Origin of the sequence: Clavibacter michiganensis, assembly GCF_002151125.1 — a bacterium.
GTDB lineage: Bacteria > Actinomycetota > Actinomycetes > Actinomycetales > Microbacteriaceae > Clavibacter > Clavibacter michiganensis_C.
Map to the genome: position 1 here is coordinate 170975 of NZ_MDJZ01000017.1, position 17630 is coordinate 188604.

The 17630-nt window shown below is 74.2% G+C and carries 17 protein-coding genes, 1 tRNA gene and 1 pseudogene; 14 read left to right on the top strand and 5 right to left on the bottom strand.

Translation table 11 applies throughout. The annotated features are described in order from the left end of the window. Positions 1–21: 21 nt before the first annotated feature. The 3 genes from BFL37_RS12665 to BFL37_RS12675 all read right to left on the bottom strand — a co-directional run bounded on the left by BFL37_RS12665 (position 22) and on the right by BFL37_RS12675 (position 2154). Positions 22–1149, bottom strand: coding sequence for an AI-2E family transporter (locus BFL37_RS12665; protein ID WP_241534075.1), 1128 nt, complete (start codon positions 1147–1149; stop codon positions 22–24). A gap of 228 nt (positions 1150–1377) precedes the next feature. Next, positions 1378–1467, bottom strand: a tRNA-Ser gene (locus tag BFL37_RS12670). Positions 1468–1572: 105 nt separating this feature from the next. Beyond that, positions 1573–2154, bottom strand: coding sequence for a hypothetical protein (locus tag BFL37_RS12675; protein WP_086515473.1), 582 nt, complete (start codon positions 2152–2154; stop codon positions 1573–1575). Positions 2155–2328: 174 nt separating this feature from the next. On the opposite strand from BFL37_RS12675, the gene BFL37_RS12680 reads away from it, so the two are divergent. Next, positions 2329–2970: an HAD family hydrolase gene (locus tag BFL37_RS12680; protein ID WP_086515474.1), complete on the top strand. Its 642-nt coding sequence runs from the start codon at positions 2329–2331 to the stop codon at positions 2968–2970. A gap of 38 nt (positions 2971–3008) precedes the next feature. Here the strand turns inward: BFL37_RS12680 and BFL37_RS12685 are convergent, their stop codons facing one another. Then, on the bottom strand, positions 3009–3734 hold the full coding sequence (locus BFL37_RS12685; protein WP_086515475.1) for a GAF and ANTAR domain-containing protein: 726 nt from the start codon (positions 3732–3734) through the stop codon (positions 3009–3011). 58 nt (positions 3735–3792) lie between these two features. Continuing rightward, positions 3793–4494, bottom strand: a complete 702-nt coding sequence (locus tag BFL37_RS12690; protein WP_086515476.1) for a GAF and ANTAR domain-containing protein — start codon at positions 4492–4494, stop codon at positions 3793–3795. A gap of 173 nt (positions 4495–4667) precedes the next feature. Here BFL37_RS12690 and BFL37_RS12695 point away from each other — a divergent pair, with 173 nt between their 5' ends. The 13 genes and pseudogenes from BFL37_RS12695 to BFL37_RS12760 all read left to right on the top strand — a co-directional run bounded on the left by BFL37_RS12695 (position 4668) and on the right by BFL37_RS12760 (position 17630). Beyond that, positions 4668–5420: an NADPH-dependent F420 reductase gene (locus tag BFL37_RS12695; protein ID WP_086515477.1), complete on the top strand. Its 753-nt coding sequence runs from the start codon at positions 4668–4670 to the stop codon at positions 5418–5420. A gap of 9 nt (positions 5421–5429) precedes the next feature. Next, positions 5430–6230 (top strand): sulfite exporter TauE/SafE family protein, encoded by an 801-nt coding sequence (locus tag BFL37_RS12700; RefSeq protein ID WP_086515478.1) that lies wholly within the window; start codon positions 5430–5432, stop codon positions 6228–6230. Positions 6231–6282: 52 nt separating this feature from the next. Next, on the top strand, positions 6283–6750 hold the full coding sequence (locus BFL37_RS12705) for a hypothetical protein (protein WP_086515479.1): 468 nt from the start codon (positions 6283–6285) through the stop codon (positions 6748–6750). Positions 6751–6775: 25 nt separating this feature from the next. Continuing rightward, positions 6776–7299 (top strand): annotated as a pseudogene (locus BFL37_RS12710) (putative immunity protein). Between the two features lie 279 nt (positions 7300–7578). Continuing rightward, positions 7579–7683: a K(+)-transporting ATPase subunit F gene (gene kdpF, locus BFL37_RS12720; RefSeq protein ID WP_043668301.1), complete on the top strand. Its 105-nt coding sequence runs from the start codon at positions 7579–7581 to the stop codon at positions 7681–7683. Continuing rightward, the gene (kdpA, locus tag BFL37_RS12725; RefSeq protein WP_086515480.1) at positions 7683–9359 is read left to right on the top strand and encodes a potassium-transporting ATPase subunit KdpA; all 1677 of its coding nucleotides are present in this window, start codon (positions 7683–7685) and stop codon (positions 9357–9359) included. Before kdpF ends, kdpA begins: the two co-directional genes overlap by 1 nt. Then, positions 9356–11518, top strand: coding sequence for a potassium-transporting ATPase subunit KdpB (kdpB, locus tag BFL37_RS12730; protein ID WP_086515481.1), 2163 nt, complete (start codon positions 9356–9358; stop codon positions 11516–11518). Before kdpA ends, kdpB begins: the two co-directional genes overlap by 4 nt. A 31-nt stretch (positions 11519–11549) precedes the next feature. Beyond that, positions 11550–12158, top strand: coding sequence for a potassium-transporting ATPase subunit KdpC (kdpC, locus tag BFL37_RS12735; RefSeq protein WP_086515482.1), 609 nt, complete (start codon positions 11550–11552; stop codon positions 12156–12158). Positions 12159–12191: 33 nt separating this feature from the next. Further along, positions 12192–14720 (top strand): DUF4118 domain-containing protein, encoded by a 2529-nt coding sequence (locus tag BFL37_RS12740; RefSeq protein ID WP_086515483.1) that lies wholly within the window; start codon positions 12192–12194, stop codon positions 14718–14720. After that, complete coding sequence (locus BFL37_RS12745) at positions 14717–15421, top strand: response regulator (RefSeq protein WP_086515722.1); 705 nt, start codon at positions 14717–14719, stop codon at positions 15419–15421. Before BFL37_RS12740 ends, BFL37_RS12745 begins: the two co-directional genes overlap by 4 nt. Before the next feature lie 56 nt (positions 15422–15477). Continuing rightward, complete coding sequence (locus BFL37_RS12750; RefSeq protein ID WP_241534076.1) at positions 15478–16254, top strand: SGNH/GDSL hydrolase family protein; 777 nt, start codon at positions 15478–15480, stop codon at positions 16252–16254. Between the two features lie 41 nt (positions 16255–16295). After that, positions 16296–16655: a hypothetical protein gene (locus BFL37_RS12755; protein WP_086515485.1), complete on the top strand. Its 360-nt coding sequence runs from the start codon at positions 16296–16298 to the stop codon at positions 16653–16655. A 138-nt stretch (positions 16656–16793) separates the two neighbouring features. Next, positions 16794–17630 (top strand): ABC transporter permease subunit, encoded by an 837-nt coding sequence (locus BFL37_RS12760; RefSeq protein ID WP_086515486.1) that lies wholly within the window; start codon positions 16794–16796, stop codon positions 17628–17630.

The window sequence follows — 17630 nt, forward strand, 5'->3', positions numbered from 1 at the left end:
GTCGACTCCGCAGGTTCGTCGTCACGATCCTACGGCGGGGGTGCGGGCCTTCCAGCCGCCGCCCGCGATGTACCGGACCATGACGTTGAGGGTGGCGACGAAGGGCACCGCGAACAGGGCGCCCGCGACGCCGCCGACGTACGAGCCCGCCGCGACGGCGAGCACGACCGCGAGCGGATGCACGTGCACGGCCCCGCCCATCACGAGCGGCTGCAGCACGTGGGACTCGAGCAGGTGCACGCCGATGACGGCGGCCAGCATGATGACCGCCTGCAGCGGCCCCACGAACACCAGCGCGATGACGACCGCGAACGCGCCCGACACGATGGCGCCGACGACCGGGATGAAGGACGCGAGGAACACGAGGACCGCGATGGGGATCGCGAGCGGGAGGCCGAGGATCCACGCCGCGATGCCGATGCCGACCGCGTTGCCGGCGGCCACGAAGATCTGCACGCGCGTGAACGCGGAGAGCGTGCCCCAGCCCGCGCGGCCGGCGCCGTCGATGGCGGGACGCGCGCGGCGCGGGAACACGGAGACGGCGAAGCGCCAGATGCCGCGGCCGTCGATGAGCACGATGACGATGGTGAAGAACGCGAGGAGGGCGCCCGTGACGAGGTGGCCGACGCCGAGCCCCGCGTCGAGCGCGCCGGTGAGCAGGGCCTCGCGGCTGTTCTCGAGGGCCGTGCCGGCGGAGGCGAGCAGCGCGTCGTAGTCGGACGGCACCACGTTGAACGGCGGCTGCGCGAGGAGGTCGCGGACGGACTCGAACCAGTCCATCGCCTCGCGCTGCAGGGTGGGGATGCCCGTGCGGATCTGCGTGACCAGCAGGAGCACGAGCCCCGAGATGACGACCGCGGTGCCGACGAGCGTCGCGGTGATGGCGAGCCACGCCGGCCACCGCCGCTTCCGCAGCGCGCCCACGAGCGGCTCCAGCAGCGCGCAGACGAGGAGGCCGACGAGGAACGGGATGACCACCTCCTTGACCGCGACGAGGATCCACACGGCGGCCGCCACGGCGAGGCCGATGACGAGCAGGCGCCACGACCACTCGGCCGCGAGCAGGACGCCGGGCGGGAGGGCGCGATCCCCGGGTGCGGGTGCGGGTGCACGGTCGGGTACGGCGGCGGGCTCGCGGCGGCTGGGCATGGACGGGCTCCGATCACGTGGAGGTGGACGTCCCCGCCACGGGTCGCGGGTACGGCGCCCATCATGCACGCGGCCGACGGATCGGCGCGGCAGTTCGAGGCGCACGTGAGCATGAGCCCCCTGGCTGGATGCGCGACGTGCACCGGCCGCGCACGACGAAGGGCCCCGGTCTCCCGGGGCCCTTCGCGCGGATCCCGGCGGTGCGCGAGGCGCGGTGCCGGATCCTGCTGGCGGTGGCGGTGGGATTTGAACCCACGGTGGAGTCTCCCCCACACACGCTTTCGAGGCGTGCTCCTTAGGCCGCTCGGACACGCCACCGGGATCGAGTGTAGTACAGGGCCGGGCGGGACCCGCACGGGCGGCGGCGGGCGGATCGCGACGGCCGACGAGCAGTCGGGCATCAGCCCCGCCCGCCGCCGCGGATCAGCGGGCGGTCGTCAGCTCGGGCACCGTCAGCGGCACCCCGACACGCGCCGGCGCCGTCGCGGGGCCGGCCGCGCGCGGGACGACCACGGGTGCCGCCGCGTCGACCACGCGGATCCCGCGCACCTCGACCGCGCCGGGCACCGGGACGACGACCAGGTCGCCCGCGGCCACGTCCGCAGGCAGGCGCACGGCCGCGCCGCTGATCTCCGCGGGCCGGGCCGCGGCGGTCGACGCCCGGCCGATCAGCCGCGCCTCCCCCCACGCGCAGACGAGGCCGGCGATGTCCGCGTCGACGAGCATCGCGCGCGGGGTGTCGGCGGTCGCGGGAGCGACGGCGAGGATCCGCAGCACGACCGCCGAGGCCGACGCCGTCCGCGACGCGCGGCCGCTGCTCCCCGGCTCGACGGCCGCCGCCGTGGTGGCGCACGGCGTGCCGCGCTCCGCGGCGAGCGCGACGAGCGACACGTCGCCGACGCGCAGGTCGGTCGTGGTGGCCGCGGTGCCGCTGGGCCAGAGGGCGGCGGCGAGCGGATCCGGGATGCTGCGGCGGAGCGACGGGAGGATCGCGGTGAGGGTCATGGCAGCAGGTCTACCGCCGTGGACGGCGACGGCGGCCCGCCCTCACGGAAGCCGTGCGCCGGGGGCGGCGACCCTCACGGGATCCGCACGCCCGAGCACGGGACGACGCGCGCGGCACGCCCCGCGAGAGGGCATGCTCGAGGGACCCCGTCCGCCGCATCCCGAAGGAGACGCATGCCCGAGAACCGCGACCCCGCCCTCCCCTGGCTCCTCTTCGACATCGGCGGGGTGCTCATCACCCGGCCCGACGACATCGGCGCGCTGAGCCGGGCGCTGGATCCCGCGGGCGTCACCGGCGAGGACGCCGAGGCGCGCGTCCGCGACGCCTTCGACGCTCACCGCGAGGCGTACGACCGCGGCGGGAGCGCCCGGGAGTTCTGGGACGCCGTCGCCCGGGACTCGGACGCCCCCGTCCCCACTGACGACGGGCTCGCCGAGCTCGTCGCGATCGAGCAGCGCCGCTGGGGATCGCCGGACGACGAGACGGTCGCCGCCCTGGATCGCGCCGTCGCCGCGGGCTACCGCCTCGCGATCCTCTCCAACGCCCCGCACGACCTCGCCGACGTGCTCGAGGACCCGGAGGGCTGGGGCGCGCGCTTCGACGTGGTGCTGGTCAGCGCGCGCATCGGGATGGCGAAGCCCGACGCCGACGTGTGGCCGCTGGCCGTGGAGCGCCTCGGCAGCCCGGCCGAGCGGATCCTGTTCGTCGACGACAAGCCCGCGAACGTCGACGCCGCCCGCGAGGCCGGCATCCACGCCCACGTCTGGGAGGGCCTGGAGACCCTCGACCGGATCCTCGACGGCACGCTCGCCTGACGCCCCGCTAGGCAGTCGGCCCGGATCCGCCCGAGCGGCTAGCGCGCCCCGGCCTCCAGCGTCACGCGACCCTCCACGATCCCCGCCGCGATCGCGGGCAACGCCGTGCTGGTGCTCCGGGCCTCCGCGCGGATCAGCCGGAACGCCTCGTCCATGTCGACCCCGTGCGTGTGGGCGATCACGCCCTTGGCCTGCTCGATGACCACACGGCTGTCGAGTGCATGCCGGAGCTGGTCGTGCACGACGGTGCTGTCGCGGATCGTCCGCTCCTGCAGCACGCTGATGGTCGCCACGTCGGCGAGCGCCTGCGCCGCCGTCGCGTCGGCCTCGTTGAGCGCGCCCTCGTGCTCGCGGAAGAGGTTGAGCGAGCCGATGACCTGCCCGCGCAGCCGCAGCGGGATCGCGTGGACGGACACGTAACCGGCACCCTGCGCCTCCGCCGAGAAGGCCGGCCAGCGGTGGGCGATCTCGCGCACGTCGGCGACGGACACGACGCGGCCCGTGCTCACGGCCTCGACGCACGGGCCCTCGCCGACCTCGAGCTGCATCAGCCCGACCAGCCGGCTCTTCTCGCTCGTGGACGCGACCACCTCGAGGTGCTGGGCGTCCGGCCCGATGATGATCCCCGCCGCGCTCGCGTCGAACAGGAGCGTCACCTGGTCCACGAGCGTCTGCAGCAGGTCGAGCACGTCGAAGTCGCCCACGAGCGAGTCGGCGAGGCTGACGAAGGTGTGGACGAGCAGCTCTTCCCGGGTCTCCGGCATCGGCGTGGTTCCTCTGGGTCGATCGGGCGTTCGGTGGTGGTGGTGGCGATGGTGCGGGTCAGCGGTCGGGGCCGAAGTCGAGGACGCGGCCCACGACGTCCTCGGCGACGTCGCGCAGGCTGCGGCCGGTGGCGAAGGCGTGGCCGCGGAGGACGAGGAGCGCGTCGGCCGGCAGGATCCCCATCTGCGCCACCACCATCCCGGTGGCCTGGTGCACCTCGCGGCGCGAGTACCGGCCTCCCCAGGATCCAGTGTCCTCCTGCGGACGCTCGGCGGCCAGGAGAGCGCGGCGGAGGACCTGTCGGGCGACGATCCGGGACAGGGTGGTGGCGTCCACCACCTCCTGGTCGGAGATGTCGCGCGGGGTGCGGGAGTAGAGGTCGATCGCGCCGAGGTCGAGCCCCGCGACCACGAGCGGGAACGCGAAGACCGCGCCGAGCCCGGCGGCGTGCATGGCCTCGCGGGCGAGCGGCCAGGTCGTGCCGGCGGATCCCTGCACGTCCGGCTCGAGCACCGGTCTGCGCGTGGCCAGCGCCTCCCAGCACGGTCCCTCGCCGAGGTCGAGCTGGATCTCGTCGAGCCGTGCCGCACGGTCGTCCGACGCGCAGACGGTCTCGCTGCCGAGCGGATCCCCGAGGGTGGAGACCGCGGCGCCGCTCATGCCGGTGGCGGCGACGAGGGGACCGCAGAGGTCGGATCCGGCGGCGGTCGCGTGCTCGAGCGCGAGGACGGCGGCGGAGTAGCGGGCGCGGTCAGCCACGGGGATCCTCGCGAGGTGGGATGGTGCGCATGTCGCTCCCTCCGCCCGTCGACGGGCACCGGGGTGCGAGCCGCGCCGGCATCCGCCCGCGCTCGGCAACCCTATCGCCGCGCGCGCCGCCCGCTCCCACCCGCGCGTGCGAGGTCGGCCGTCGCGACGGGGATGATGGAGGCATGACGCAGTCCCCCGACGCCCCCGCCCGCCGCGACGACGAGGAGGGGGCGCCGGCCACCGCCTCCGGGGAGCGGTCCCCCGAGCGCGCGACCGTCGGGATCCTCGGCGCCGGCAAGGTCGGCACCGTGCTCGCCCGCCGCGCGATCGCCGCCGGGCACCCCGTGCTCATCTCCGGCTCGGGGGATCCGTCGCGCATCGCCCTCATCGTCGACGTGCTCGCGCCCGGCGCCGTCGCCACCACGTCCGCGGACGCGGCCGCCCGCGCCGACGTCGTGATCCTCGCCCTCCCCCTCGGCAAGCTGCCCTCCGTGCCCGTCGCACAGCTCCGCGGCAAGCTCGTCGTCGACGCCATGAACTACTGGTGGGAGGTCGACGGCCACCGCGACGACCTCGCGAACCCCGCCTCCTCCACGAGCGAGCTCGTCGCCGACTTCCTCCCCGACTCCACGGTCGTCAAGGCCTTCAACCACATGGGGTACCACGACCTCGACGAGGGACCCCGGCCGTCGGGTGCGCCCGGCCGCAAGGGCATCGCGGTCGCGGGCGACGACGACGCGGCGCGCGCGACGGTCGCGGCGCTCGTGGACGCGTTCGGCTTCGACCCCGTCGACATCGGCCCGCTCAGCGCCGGCCGCGTGCTGGAGCCCGGCCGCTCGCTGTTCGGCGTGAACGTGGACGCCGACGAGATCCGCCGCCTGGTGGCGCTCGAGTCGGCGGACGCGTCGCGCTCCACCTCCTCCGCCGCCGAGTAGCGAGCGCGCATGGACATCGGCGGCTCCCTCGGCGAGATCACGCTCACGGTCGCGCTGCTCATGATCCTGGCGGCGCTCGCGGCCGGCTGGATCGACGCGGTCGTGGGCGGAGGCGGCCTGCTGCAGCTGCCGGCGCTGCTGCTCGTGCCGGGGATCACGCCGGTGGAGGCGCTCGCGACCAACAAGCTCGCGTCGCTGTTCGGCACGTCGACGAGCGCGGTCACCTGGTACCGGCGCACGCACCCGGATCTCCGCACCGCGCTGCCCATGGCCGTCGTCGCGCTCGCGGGCAGCTACGGCGGCGCGAGCCTCGCGGCGCTGCTGCCCGCGTCGGTGTTCAAGCCGCTGGTGGTGGTCGCGCTGATCATCGTCGCCGTCGTGACCATCGCCCGCCCGAAGCTCGGCGACGTGGCCGCGCTCCGGCACACGGGGCGCAAGCACCACGGAATCGCGGCCCTGCTCGGCGTGGTGATCGGGTTCTACGACGGCCTCATCGGACCCGGCACGGGCACCTTCCTGATCATCGCGCTCATCACCGCGCTCGGCTACGACTTCGTGCTCGCGAGCGCCAAGGCCAAGATCGTGAACGTCGCCACGAACCTCGGCGCGCTCGCCTTCTTCATCCCGCAGGGCCACGTGCTCTGGGCGCTCGCGCTCGGCATGGGCGTCGCGAACATGGTCGGCGGCTACGCGGGATCCCGCATGGCGGTCGCGCGCGGCAGCCGCTTCATCCGCATCGCGTTCATCGTGGTGGTCGCGGTGCTCATCGTGAAGGTGGGGTCGGACGTGATGGCGGAGTGGGCGGGGTGATCTCCCCTTCGCTGGCCTGGTGCCGCTCGCCGACCCCGTGAGAAGGTCGGGCATGCCCCGCACCGCACGCGCGCCCCGCGTCCTCGGTCTGCTCGCCGCGACGCTGCTCGCGTCGGTCTCACTGAGCGCATGCACGACGTTCGGCTACGCATGCAACGAGCCCGGCTACGCGAACACCCTCGACGTGCAGGTCGTCGGATCCGAGGAGGCCGTCGCGCAGGTGGTGCTCGTGCGCATGTGCGACGAGGAGGGATGCTCGCAGACGCTCGAGCAGTCCCGCCTGCCGGCCATCCCGGAGTCCGACCTGCCGGAGCACATGGCCACCGCCACCGGCCCCGGCCGCTGGACGATCGCGCGGGGCATGACGACCCCGGCGCAGGCGACGATCACCGCGCTGGCAGCGGATGGGACCACCGTGACCGAGGTGACGCCCGAGCTCTCCTGGAGGCCGGTCGATCCCTTCGACCGGTGCGAGGGCCCGAAGACCGCCGGCACCGTCGACCTCTCCGTCGCCGACTGACGGCCGCGACGCGCAGGCTCCCCGCATGCCCATCCTCCCGAAGGACCGCGACCCCGCCCTCATCACCGTGCGCCGCGGCGGCACGCTGAGCGACGACGACCACCGGCTGCTCGCGACGTGGGCCATCGCGTGCGCGGATCACGTGCTGCCGCTGTTCGCGGCCGAGCGGCCCGACGACCCGGTCCTCCGCGCGACGCTCGAGCTCGCACGCGGCTGGGTGCGCGGCGAGGTGCCGATGACGGAGGCGCACCAGCAGGCGTTCCGGGCGAACGCGGCCGGGAAGGGTCTGCCGGATCCCGCGCGCTTCGCGGCGCTCGCGACCGGCAGGCCGTGGCGGTCGCGCACGTCGCGGCGCACGACCTCGGCGCCGCGGCCTACGCGATCCGCGCGGCCACGGCCGCCGCGCCGCCCGCCGAGCGGGACGCCGCCCGCGACGCCGAGCGCGCCTGGCAGCGCGAGCGGATCCCCGCCCACCTCCGCGTCGCCGTCCTCGCCGACCAGCGCGCCCGCAGCGCGATCTGCTGGGGCGCGTTCGACGACCTCCTCTGACGCCATCGGCATCGCAATCCCAGGCTGACGAGCGCCCCGCCGGGCACCCGCGTAGGAGTGTCGTGAGGTTCCCCCCGCCCCCGTGAGGGAACCGTATGGATGCGTGAGGGCGCCCGCGCGCGAGGTGTCTAGTGGTGCCTCGTGCCCCGCCGGGCACCCGCGTCCGACCGGCCGCGGCACCCCTCACCGGAGGATCCCCGTGCTCGACCTCGTGTACATCGCAGGCGTCATCGTCCTGTTCGCCCTCGTCGGCCTCGTCGGCCGGGGGGTGGAGAAGCTGTGATCACCTCGTTCGCCGACGCGGCCGGCCTCGCCGCCGCCGTGCTCGGCATCGCCTCCGTGGTGTACCTCGTGTACGCCCTGATCCGCCCCGAGCGGTTCTGATGGACGCGCTCGCCGGCATCCTCCAGGTCGCGTCCGTCGTCCTGGTCCTCGTCCTCGTCCACCGCCCGCTGGGCGACCTCATGGCGCGCATGTACGAGTCGCGCCACGACTGGCGCGTCGAGCGCGGCATCTACCGCCTCATCGGCGTGGATCCCCGCTCGGAACAGACCTGGCCCGCCTACCTGCGCGCGGTGCTCGCCTTCTCGCTCACAGGCGTCCTCGTCGTCTACGCGATGCAGCGCCTCCAGGCGTTCCTCCCCTACGCGCTCGGCCTCCCCGCCGTGCCCGAGGGCCTCTCCTTCAACACGGCCGTCTCGTTCGTCACCAACACGAACTGGCAGTCGTACTCGCCCGAGGCGACGATGGGCTACACGGTCCAGCTCGCCGGGCTCGCGGTGCAGAACTTCGTGTCGGCCGCGGTCGGCATCGCGGTGGCCATCGCGCTGGTCCGCGGCTTCGCCCGCACGCGCAGCGGCACCATCGGCAACCTGTGGGTCGACCTGATCCGCGGATCCCTCCGCCTGCTCCTCCCCCTCTCGCTGGTCACCGCGGTGGTCCTCATCGCCGGCGGCGTGATCCAGAACTTCGCGGGCTTCCAGGAGCTGCGGACCCTCGCGGGCGGCACGCAGACCATCCCCGGCGGGCCGGTGGCCTCGCAGGAGGCGATCAAGATGCTCGGCACGAACGGCGGCGGGTTCTTCAACGCGAACTCCGCGCACCCGTTCGAGGACCCAACCGCGTGGACCAGCGCGTTCCAGGTGCTGCTGATGCTCGTGATCCCGTTCTCGCTCCCCCGCACCTTCGGGCGCATGGTCGGCGACACCCGCCAGGGCACCGCGATCGCGGCCGTCATGGCGACGATCTTCCTGGCCTCCTTCACCGCGCTCACGATCTTCGAGCTGAACGGCGCAGGCTCCGCCCCGATGGCCGCGGGCGGCGCGATGGAGGGCAAGGAGCAGCGCTTCGGCATCGTGCTCTCGACCCTGTTCGGATCCACCTCCACGCTCACCTCGACCGGCGCCGTCAACTCGATGCACGACTCGTACACGGCGCTCGGCGGCATGATGCCGATGCTCAACATGATGCTCGGCGAGGTCGCCCCCGGCGGCGTCGGCTCCGGCCTCTACGGCATGCTCGTGCTCGCCGTGATCGCGGTGTTCGTGGCGGGCCTCCTCGTCGGCCGGACACCCGAGTACCTCGGCAAGAAGATCGGGCCGCGCGAGATCAAGCTCGCGAGCCTCTACATCCTCGTCACGCCGATCCTCGTGCTCACGGGCACCGCGCTGAGCTTCGCGATCCCCGCGGTCCGCGCGGACGTCGAGGGCACCTCGATCCTCAACGGCGGCCTGCACGGCCTGTCGGAGGTGGTCTACGCGTTCACCTCCGCGAGCAACAACAACGGATCCGCGTTCGCCGGCCTCACCGCGAGCACGCCGTGGTTCGCCACGGCGCTGGGCGTCGCGATGCTGCTCGGCCGGTTCCTGCCGATCGTGCTCGTGCTGGCGCTCGCCGGATCCCTCGCGGCGCAGGACCGCATCCCCACCACGGCGGGGACCCTGCCCACCCACCGGCCGCAGTTCGTCGGCCTCCTCATCGGGGTGACGGTCATCGTGACCGCTCTCACCTACTTCCCCGTTCTCGCGCTGGGTCCCCTGGCGGAAGGGCTCGCATCATGACCGTCCTGACCACCCCCGAGGCGCCGGCCGCACCGGCTCCCGCATCCGGGACCGCGACGCGCGCCCGGGCCATCGACGCCCGGCAGCTCGCCGAGGCGCTCCCCGGCGCGTTCCGGAAGCTGGATCCGCGCCTCATGTGGCGGAACCCGGTGATGCTGATCGTCGAGGTCGGCGCCGCGTTCACCACCGTCCTCGCGATCGCCGAGCCCTTCACGGGCGGCGCGGGATCCTCCGGCGGCAGCGCCGTGCCCGCGACCTTCACGGCCGGGATCGCCCTGTGGCTCTGGCTGACCGTGATCTTCGCGAACCTCGCGGAGTCGGTGGCCGAGGGCCGCGGCAAGGCGCAGGCCGACAGCCTGCGCAAGACCCGCACCAGCACCATGGCGCGCGTCGTCGCGTCCTACGACCAAGCCGCGGATCCGGGCGCCGAGCGCGCGGAGCTCCGCGAGGTCTCGAGCGCGGACCTCACGCTCGGCGACACGGTCGTCGTGGTCGCCGGGGAGTCGATCCCGGGCGACGGCGACGTCGTGTGGGGCATCGCCTCCATCGACGAGTCGGCCATCACGGGCGAGTCCGCGCCCGTCGTCCGCGAGTCCGGCGGCGACCGCAGCGCCGTCACGGGCGGCACGCGGGTGCTGAGCGACCGGATCGTCGTGCGGATCACCTCGAAGCCCGGCGAGACCTTCGTCGACCGCATGATCGGCCTCGTCGAGGGCGCGTCGCGCCAGCGCACGCCGAACGAGATCGCGCTGAACATCCTGCTGGCGAGCCTCACGATCGTCTTCGTGGTCGTGGCGCTCACGCTCAACCCCATCGCCTCCTACTCGGCGGCGACCGTGAGCGTGCCGGTGCTCATCGCGCTGCTCGTCTGCCTGATCCCGACCACCATCGGCGCGCTGCTCTCCGCCATCGGCATCGCCGGCATGGACCGGCTCGTGCAGCGCAACGTGCTCGCGATGTCCGGCCGCGCGGTCGAGGCCGCGGGCGACGTGACGACGCTGCTCCTCGACAAGACCGGCACCATCACCTACGGCAACCGCCGGGCCAGCGCGCTGGTCGCGGTGGACGGCGTCGGCGCGGAGGAGCTCGCCCGGGCCGCGGCCATGTCGTCGCTCGCGGATCCGACGCCCGAGGGATCCAGCGTCGTCGACCTCGCCCGCGAGCAGGGCGTGGACACCGCGTCCCTCCCCCGCGGGATCGACGTGCCGTTCACGGCGCAGACCCGCATGTCCGGCGTGGACCTGCCCGACGGCACGGTCGTCCGCAAGGGGGCCTCGTCCGCGGTCATCGCGTGGCTCGAGGAGGGCGGCCGCCGGCTGCCGTCGTCGCTGCACGCCGAGCTCATGGAGACCGTCGAGTCCGTCTCGAACGGCGGCGGCACCCCGCTCGTCGTCGCGACGAAGGACCCCGCCGGCACCGGCCGCGTGCTCGGCGTCGTGCACCTCAAGGACGTCGTGAAGGACGGCCTCAGGGAGCGCTTCGCGGAGCTGCGGGCGATGGGGATCCGCACGGTGATGATCACGGGCGACAACCCGCTCACCGCCCGCGCCATCGCGGCCGAGGCCGGGGTCGACGACCACCTCGCGGAGGCGACCCCCGAGGACAAGCTCGCGCTGATCCGCAAGGAGCAGGAGGGCGGGCGGCTGGTCGCCATGACCGGCGACGGCACCAACGACGCGCCCGCGCTCGCGCAGGCCGACGTGGGAGTGGCGATGAACACGGGCACGTCGGCCGCGAAGGAGGCCGGCAACATGGTCGACCTCGACTCGGACCCGACCAAGCTCATCGACATCGTCCGCATCGGCAAGCAGCTGCTCATCACCCGCGGCGCGCTCACCACGTTCTCCATCGCCAACGACATCGCCAAGTACTTCGCGATCATCCCCGCGATGTTCACGGGCGTCTTCCCGCAGCTCGCGGTGCTGAACGTGATGCAGCTGCACTCGCCGGCGTCCGCGATCCTCTCCGCGATCGTCTTCAACGCGCTGATCATCGTGGTGCTCATCCCGCTCGCCCTCAAGGGAGTGAAGTACCGGCCGCTCAGCGCCTCGAAGGTGCTCAGCCGGAATCTGCTCGTCTACGGGGTCGGCGGCGTGGTCGCGCCCTTCGTCGGCATCAAGCTCGTCGACCTCGTCGTCAGCCTGATCCCCGGCTTCTGATCCCCTCACCGCACACCAGACAAGGAACCCCATGCCCTCCCCCCGCCAGTCCCTCCGCACCGCCGGCGTCGCCGTCCGCGCGATGGCCGTCCTCACCGTCGTCCTCGGCGTCGGCTACACGGCCGTCGTCACGGGCATCGGCCAGCTCGCGCTCCCCGCGCAGGCGGACGGCTCGCTCGTCTCCGCCGACGGGCAGGTCGTCGGCTCGTCGCTGATCGGCCAGTCCTTCCAGGACTCCGACGGCGCCGCCCTCCCGGAGTGGTTCCAGTCCCGGCCGTCGGCCGCGGGCGACGGCTACGACGCGTCCGCGTCCACCGGCTCGAACCTCGGCCCCGAGAACGCGGACCTCGTCGCCGCCATCGAGGAGCGGAAGGCCGCGATCGCCGCGTCCGACGGCGTGGATCCGGCCGCCATCCCGGCCGACGCGCTCACCGCGTCGGCCTCGGGGCTCGATCCGCACATCAGCCCGGAATACGCTCGACTCCAGGTGGCGCGCGTCGCCTCGGCCCGGGGGATCCCGGAGCAGGAGGTCGCGCGCCTCGTCGACGAGCACGTGCAGGGCCGCGACCTCGGGTACCTCGGGGAGCCGACCGTGAACGTGCTCGAGCTGAACATCGCGCTCGCCGGCCTCGGCGGCTGACGTCCGCACCACGCGGGCACGGGAAGAGAAGACATGAAGCGCGGTCGACTGCGGGTGCTGCTGGGCGCGGCGCCCGGCGTGGGCAAGACCTACGCGATGCTCGAGGAGGGCAGGCGTCTCGGCGACGAGGGCGCCGACGTGGTGGTCGCGGTCGTGGAGACCCACGGCCGCGCCGCCACGGCCGCGATGCTCGAGGGGCTGGAGATCCTGCCCCGGCGCGAGGTGTCGCACCGCGGGGTGGAGATCACCGACCTCGACGTGGACGCCGTCATCGCCCGCCGTCCGACCATCGCGCTGGTCGACGAGCTCGCCCACACCAACGCGCCGGGCGGCCGGAGCGAGAAGCGCTGGCAGGACGTGGACCTCATCCGCGACGCCGGCATCGACGTGATCTCCACCGTCAACATCCAGCACATCGCGTCGCTCAACGACGTGGTCGAGAAGATCACGGGCGTGCCGCAGCGCGAGACGATCCCCGACCGCGTGCTCCGCGAGGCGCACCAGATCGAGGTCATCGACCTGGCGCCCGAGGCCCTGCGCGACCGTCTCGCCGGTGGGCGCGTGTACCCGGCCGAGCGGATCGACGCCGCCCTCTCCCACTACTTCCGGCTCGGCAACCTCACGGCCCTCCGCGAGCTCGCGCTCCTCTGGCTCGCCGACGAGGTCGACACCGCGCTCGCCGCCTACCGCGACGAGAAGGGGATCGACGCCCGGTGGGAGGCCCGCGAGCGCGTGGTCGTGGCGCTCACCGGCGGACCCGAGGGCGAGACGCTGCTGCGGCGCGGCGCCCGGATCGCGGCCCGGTCGGCCGGCGGCGAGCTGATGGCCGTCCACGTCTCCAGCCAGGACGGGCTCCGCTCCGGCAGCCCGGAGGCGCTCGCGAGCCAGCGCGCGCTCGTCGACACGCTCGGCGGCAGCTACCACCAGGTCGTCGGCGACGACATCCCGCGCGCGCTCGTCGAGTTCGCGCGCGCCTCCAACGCCACGCAGCTCGTGCTCGGCGTGAGCCGCCGCAGCCGGCTGGCCGCCGCGACCACGGGGCCCGGCATCGGCGCGACCGTGATCCGCGAGTCCGGCGACATCGACGTGCACATCGTCACGCACGCGGCGGCGGGCGGGCGCTTCCGGCTGCCGCGGATCCGCGGCGGCGCCCTCAGCATCCGCCGCCGGATCCTGGGCGCCCTGCTCGCGCTCGGCGGCGGCCCGCTGCTCACCTGGCTGCTCTCGGCCACGCGCTCGGACGACTCCATCACGAGCGACGTGCTCTCGTACCAGCTGCTCGTGGTGCTCGTGGCGCTCGTCGGCGGGATCTGGCCGGCCCTGTTCGCGGCCGTGCTCTCCGGCTTCACGCTCGACTACTTCTTCATCGATCCCCTCTACACGATCACGGTCGACGAGCCGCTGCACATGCTCGCGCTCGTGCTCTACGTGGTCATCGCGCTGCTCGTCAGCTGGATCGTCGACCAGGCCGCCCGCCGCACCCGCCTCGCCCGCCGCGCGGCCGCGGAGGCCGAGCTGCTGGCGACGGTCTCGGGATCCGTGCTCCGCGGCGAGGGCGCCGTGCACGCGCTCGTCAGCCGCACCCGCGAGGCGTTCGGCCTGCAGGGCGTGAAGCTCGTCGACCGCGGGGAGACCATCGCGTGGGACGGCGTCGTCACGGGCGCCGCCGCGACCGACGTGGCCGTGGGATCCCGCGCCGTGCTCACCCTCTACGGCGACGACCTCGAGGCGTCCGGCCGGCGCCTGCTCCGCGTCATCGCCGCGCAGCTCGACGCCGCGCTCGAGCACCGCGACCTCTCCGACACCGCCCGCGAGGTCGGCCCGCTCGCCCAGACCGACCGCGTGCGGACGGCCCTCCTCTCCGCCGTCAGCCACGACCTCCGCCGCCCGCTGAGCGCCGCGACCGCGGCCGTCACCGCGCTCCGCTCCCCCGGCATGGCCTGGGCCGACGGCGACCGCGAGGAGCTCCTCGCCACCGCCGAGGAGAGCCTCGGCACGCTCGCCGACCTCGTCACCGACCTCCTCGACGTGAGCCGCGTGCAGGCCGGCGTGCTCGGCGTCCGGCTGATGGACGTCGACCTCGACGACGTCGTGCTCGCCGCCCTCGACGAGCTCGACCTCGGTCCCGCCGACGCCGTGCTCGACCTCGCACCGGACCTGCCGGGCGCGGTCGCGGATCCGGGCCTCCTCCAGCGCGTGGTCGTCAACCTGCTGAGCAACGCCGTGCGGCACGCGCCCGCGGGCGTGCCGGTGCGGCTCAGCACGAGCGCGTTCGCGGAGGCGGTCGAGATCCGCGTCGTGGACCACGGCCCCGGCGTCGCGCCCGAGCGCCGCGACGACATGTTCGTGCCGTTCCAGCGCCTCGGCGACACCGACAACGCGTCCGGCCTCGGCCTCGGCCTCGCGCTCTCGAAGGGCTTCACCGAGGGGATGGGCGGCACGCTCACCGCCGAGGACACCCCGGGCGGCGGGCTCACGATGGTGGTCGCGCTGCCGGCGTGCCGGGCGGGCGTCGCACCCGTCGCGGACGCTCCCCCGACCGCATCGGAGGTGACCGCGTGAGGATCCTCATCGCCGACGACGACCAGCAGATCCTGCGGGCGCTGCGCATCACCCTCACGAGCCTCGGCTACGAGATCCTCACGGCGGACGACGGCGCGGCCGCCATCCGCCTGGCCGTCGCCGAGAAGCCCGACCTCTACATGATCGACCTCGGCATGCCGCGGCTCGACGGCGTCGAGGTGATCCAGGCGCTGCGGCTGTGGTCGACCGCGCCGATCCTCGTGGTCTCCGGCCGCTCGGGCGCCGCCGACAAGGTCGAGGCCCTCGACGCGGGCGCCGACGACTACGTCACCAAGCCGTTCTCCATCGACGAGCTGCTCGCCCGGATCCGCGCCCTCGGCCGCCGCGCCGCCCCCGACGAGGACCGCTCCGCTGTCGTCGCGTTCGCCGACGTGACGGTCGACCTCGCGGCCCGCGTCGTCACGCGCGGCGACCAGCGCGTGCGCCTCACCCCCACCGAGTGGCAGGTGCTCGAGCTGCTCGTGCGGAACCCCGACCGGCTCGTCTCCCGCCAGACCCTCCTCACCGAGATCTGGGGCCCGACCCACGTGAACGACAGCGGCTACCTCCGCCTCTACGTCGCGCAGCTGCGCAAGAAGCTCGAGCCGGATCCCGCGCACCCGCGGCACCTGCTCACCGATCCGGGCATGGGGTACCGGTTCGTGCCGGCGGGGGCGGGGCGGGCGCCGGAAGCCGAGTAGCGCACGGCGTCGCGGCGGCCAGCCGGCACCCGGATCCGCGAGCGTATGCTCCCGTGGTGCCCCAGAGATCCACCCGCTCCGCCCGTCCCGCCGCCGTCATCGCTTCCGCCGCCGCCGCGCTCGGCGGCCTCACCGCCGCCGCCCTCGTGGTGCCGCGTCGGTTCGAGGCCGGCCGCCGCGAGCGCGCCGTGGTCCTCAACGAGACGCTCCCCGTGAACTCGGCCTGGTGGCGCGAGCACGCGAAGACCGAGGGCGACCTCCTCTACGTGGCGCTCGGTGACTCGACCGCGCAGGGCATCGGCGCGAGCCGTCCGGTGAACGGCTACGTCGGGATCCTCGCCGACCGGATTCGCGCCTTGAGCGGCCGCACGGTCCGCACCGTCAATCTCAGCGTCTCGGGCGCCCGCGTCGCCGACCTCGTGGAGTACCAGCTCCCCCGCCTCGCGAAGCTGCGACCCGACGTCGTGACCCTCGCGATCGGCGCCAACGACATCGCCGCCTTCGAGCCGGTCGCGTTCGAGCACGACCTCGGCCGGATCCTCGACGCCGTCCCGCCGACCACCGTCGTCGCCGACCTGCCGTGCTTCCACTTCCCCGCGAGCGAGCGCAAGGTCCGGGTCGCGAACGAGATCGTCCACCGCCTCGCCACGGATCGCGGCCTGCGCATCGCGCCGCTGCACCGCACCACCCGCCGCCAGACCGCCGTGCTCGCGATCACCCAGGCCGCGGGCGACCTCTTCCACCCGAACGACCGCGGCTACCGCGTCTGGGCGAGCGCGTTCCTGCCGTTCCTCCCGGCGACGGTGCGGGCGCTGGAGGTGGCGGGACGCTGAGGCGCTCGCGTCCGCCCGGGCTGCGTCCGTAGGGTGGATCCATGGCCGACGACACCCCCGACGCCCGCTCCACCGGCACGCTCTGGCTGGTGATCGGGCTCGTCTCGGGGGCCATGCTCGTGACCGGCGCCGTCGTCTCGCCCTGGATCTCCGCGGCCGCCTTCGCGCTGTCCGTCTTCCTGTACGTGCGCGTCCGCGGCCGCGACCGCGCCCTCGCGCCACCGCCGACCGGCACGCTCTGGTTCGTGGTCACGCTGATCGTCGGGGCGCTGCTCATCACGGGCACCTTCGACCCGCCGTGGGTGGGCGCGGCCGCCCTCGCGGCCTCGCTGCTCCTCTACATCCGCGCGCTGGCCCGCCTCACGGCCCGGCCTGCGGCGGACCCGGATCCCGGCGACTGATCGGCCGTCCGTGTCAGCACGCCGGGCACCCGCCGTCCCCGGGTGCCGAAGCCGGGTCAGCGGACGGCACCCCCGACCCACCGGCGAGGCACCGCCGCCCGACTCGGCACCCCGAGCCGGCTCCGTAGCGTCGGCGGCATGACCCGCGCACCCCGCACCACCAGCAGCCGGCCCGCCGCCTCCGCCCCCGCGCGCACCCGGGTCACCTTCCCCCACGCGATCCACGCGGAGCTGCTCAAGCTCGCCACGCTCCGCTCCACCCGCTGGACCGTCGCGCTGGTCGTGCTCGCCGGAGTCGGCATGAGCGTCATGGCATCGCTCGTCGCCGACCCGCTCCCCGCAGGATCCTCGTCGTCGACCGCGGACGCGGGCACGGCGGCGATCCTCGCGACGCCCCTGCTGCTCAGCCAGATCGTCGTGGGCGTGCTCGGGGTCCTCGCGATGGGCTCCGAGTATGCCAGCGGCACGATCGCCTCCACCCTCGCCGCGGTGCCGAACCGCCTCGAGGCGCTGTCCGCGAAGGCCCTGGCGGTCGCGCTGGTCGCGTTCGCCCTCGGGGTCGTGCCCGGACTCGCCGCCTACCTGCTGACCATGGGCACCCGCGCCGACCTCGGCTACGACGGCAGCCTCGTGTCGCGGGGCGTCGCCGGGCCGCTGCTCGGATCCGGCGCGTACCTCGCGATGATCGCCCTGCTCGGGCTGGCGCTCGCGACCCTCACGCGCAGCGGCGTCGCGGCCATCACCGCGTTCATCGCGATCCAGCTCGTGCTCCCCACCTTCATCGGCCTCGTGCCCGACCTCGGCGGCGTCCCGGCGTACGACCTGCTGCTCACGACAGCGGGCCGGATCCTCACGGGCACGACCGGCAGCATCGCCCCACCGCCCGTGACCGGCCTCGAGGTCGCGGTCGTCGCGGCCTGGATCCTGATCCCGGCGACCGCCGCGACCCTCCTCTTCCGCCACCGCGACGCCTAG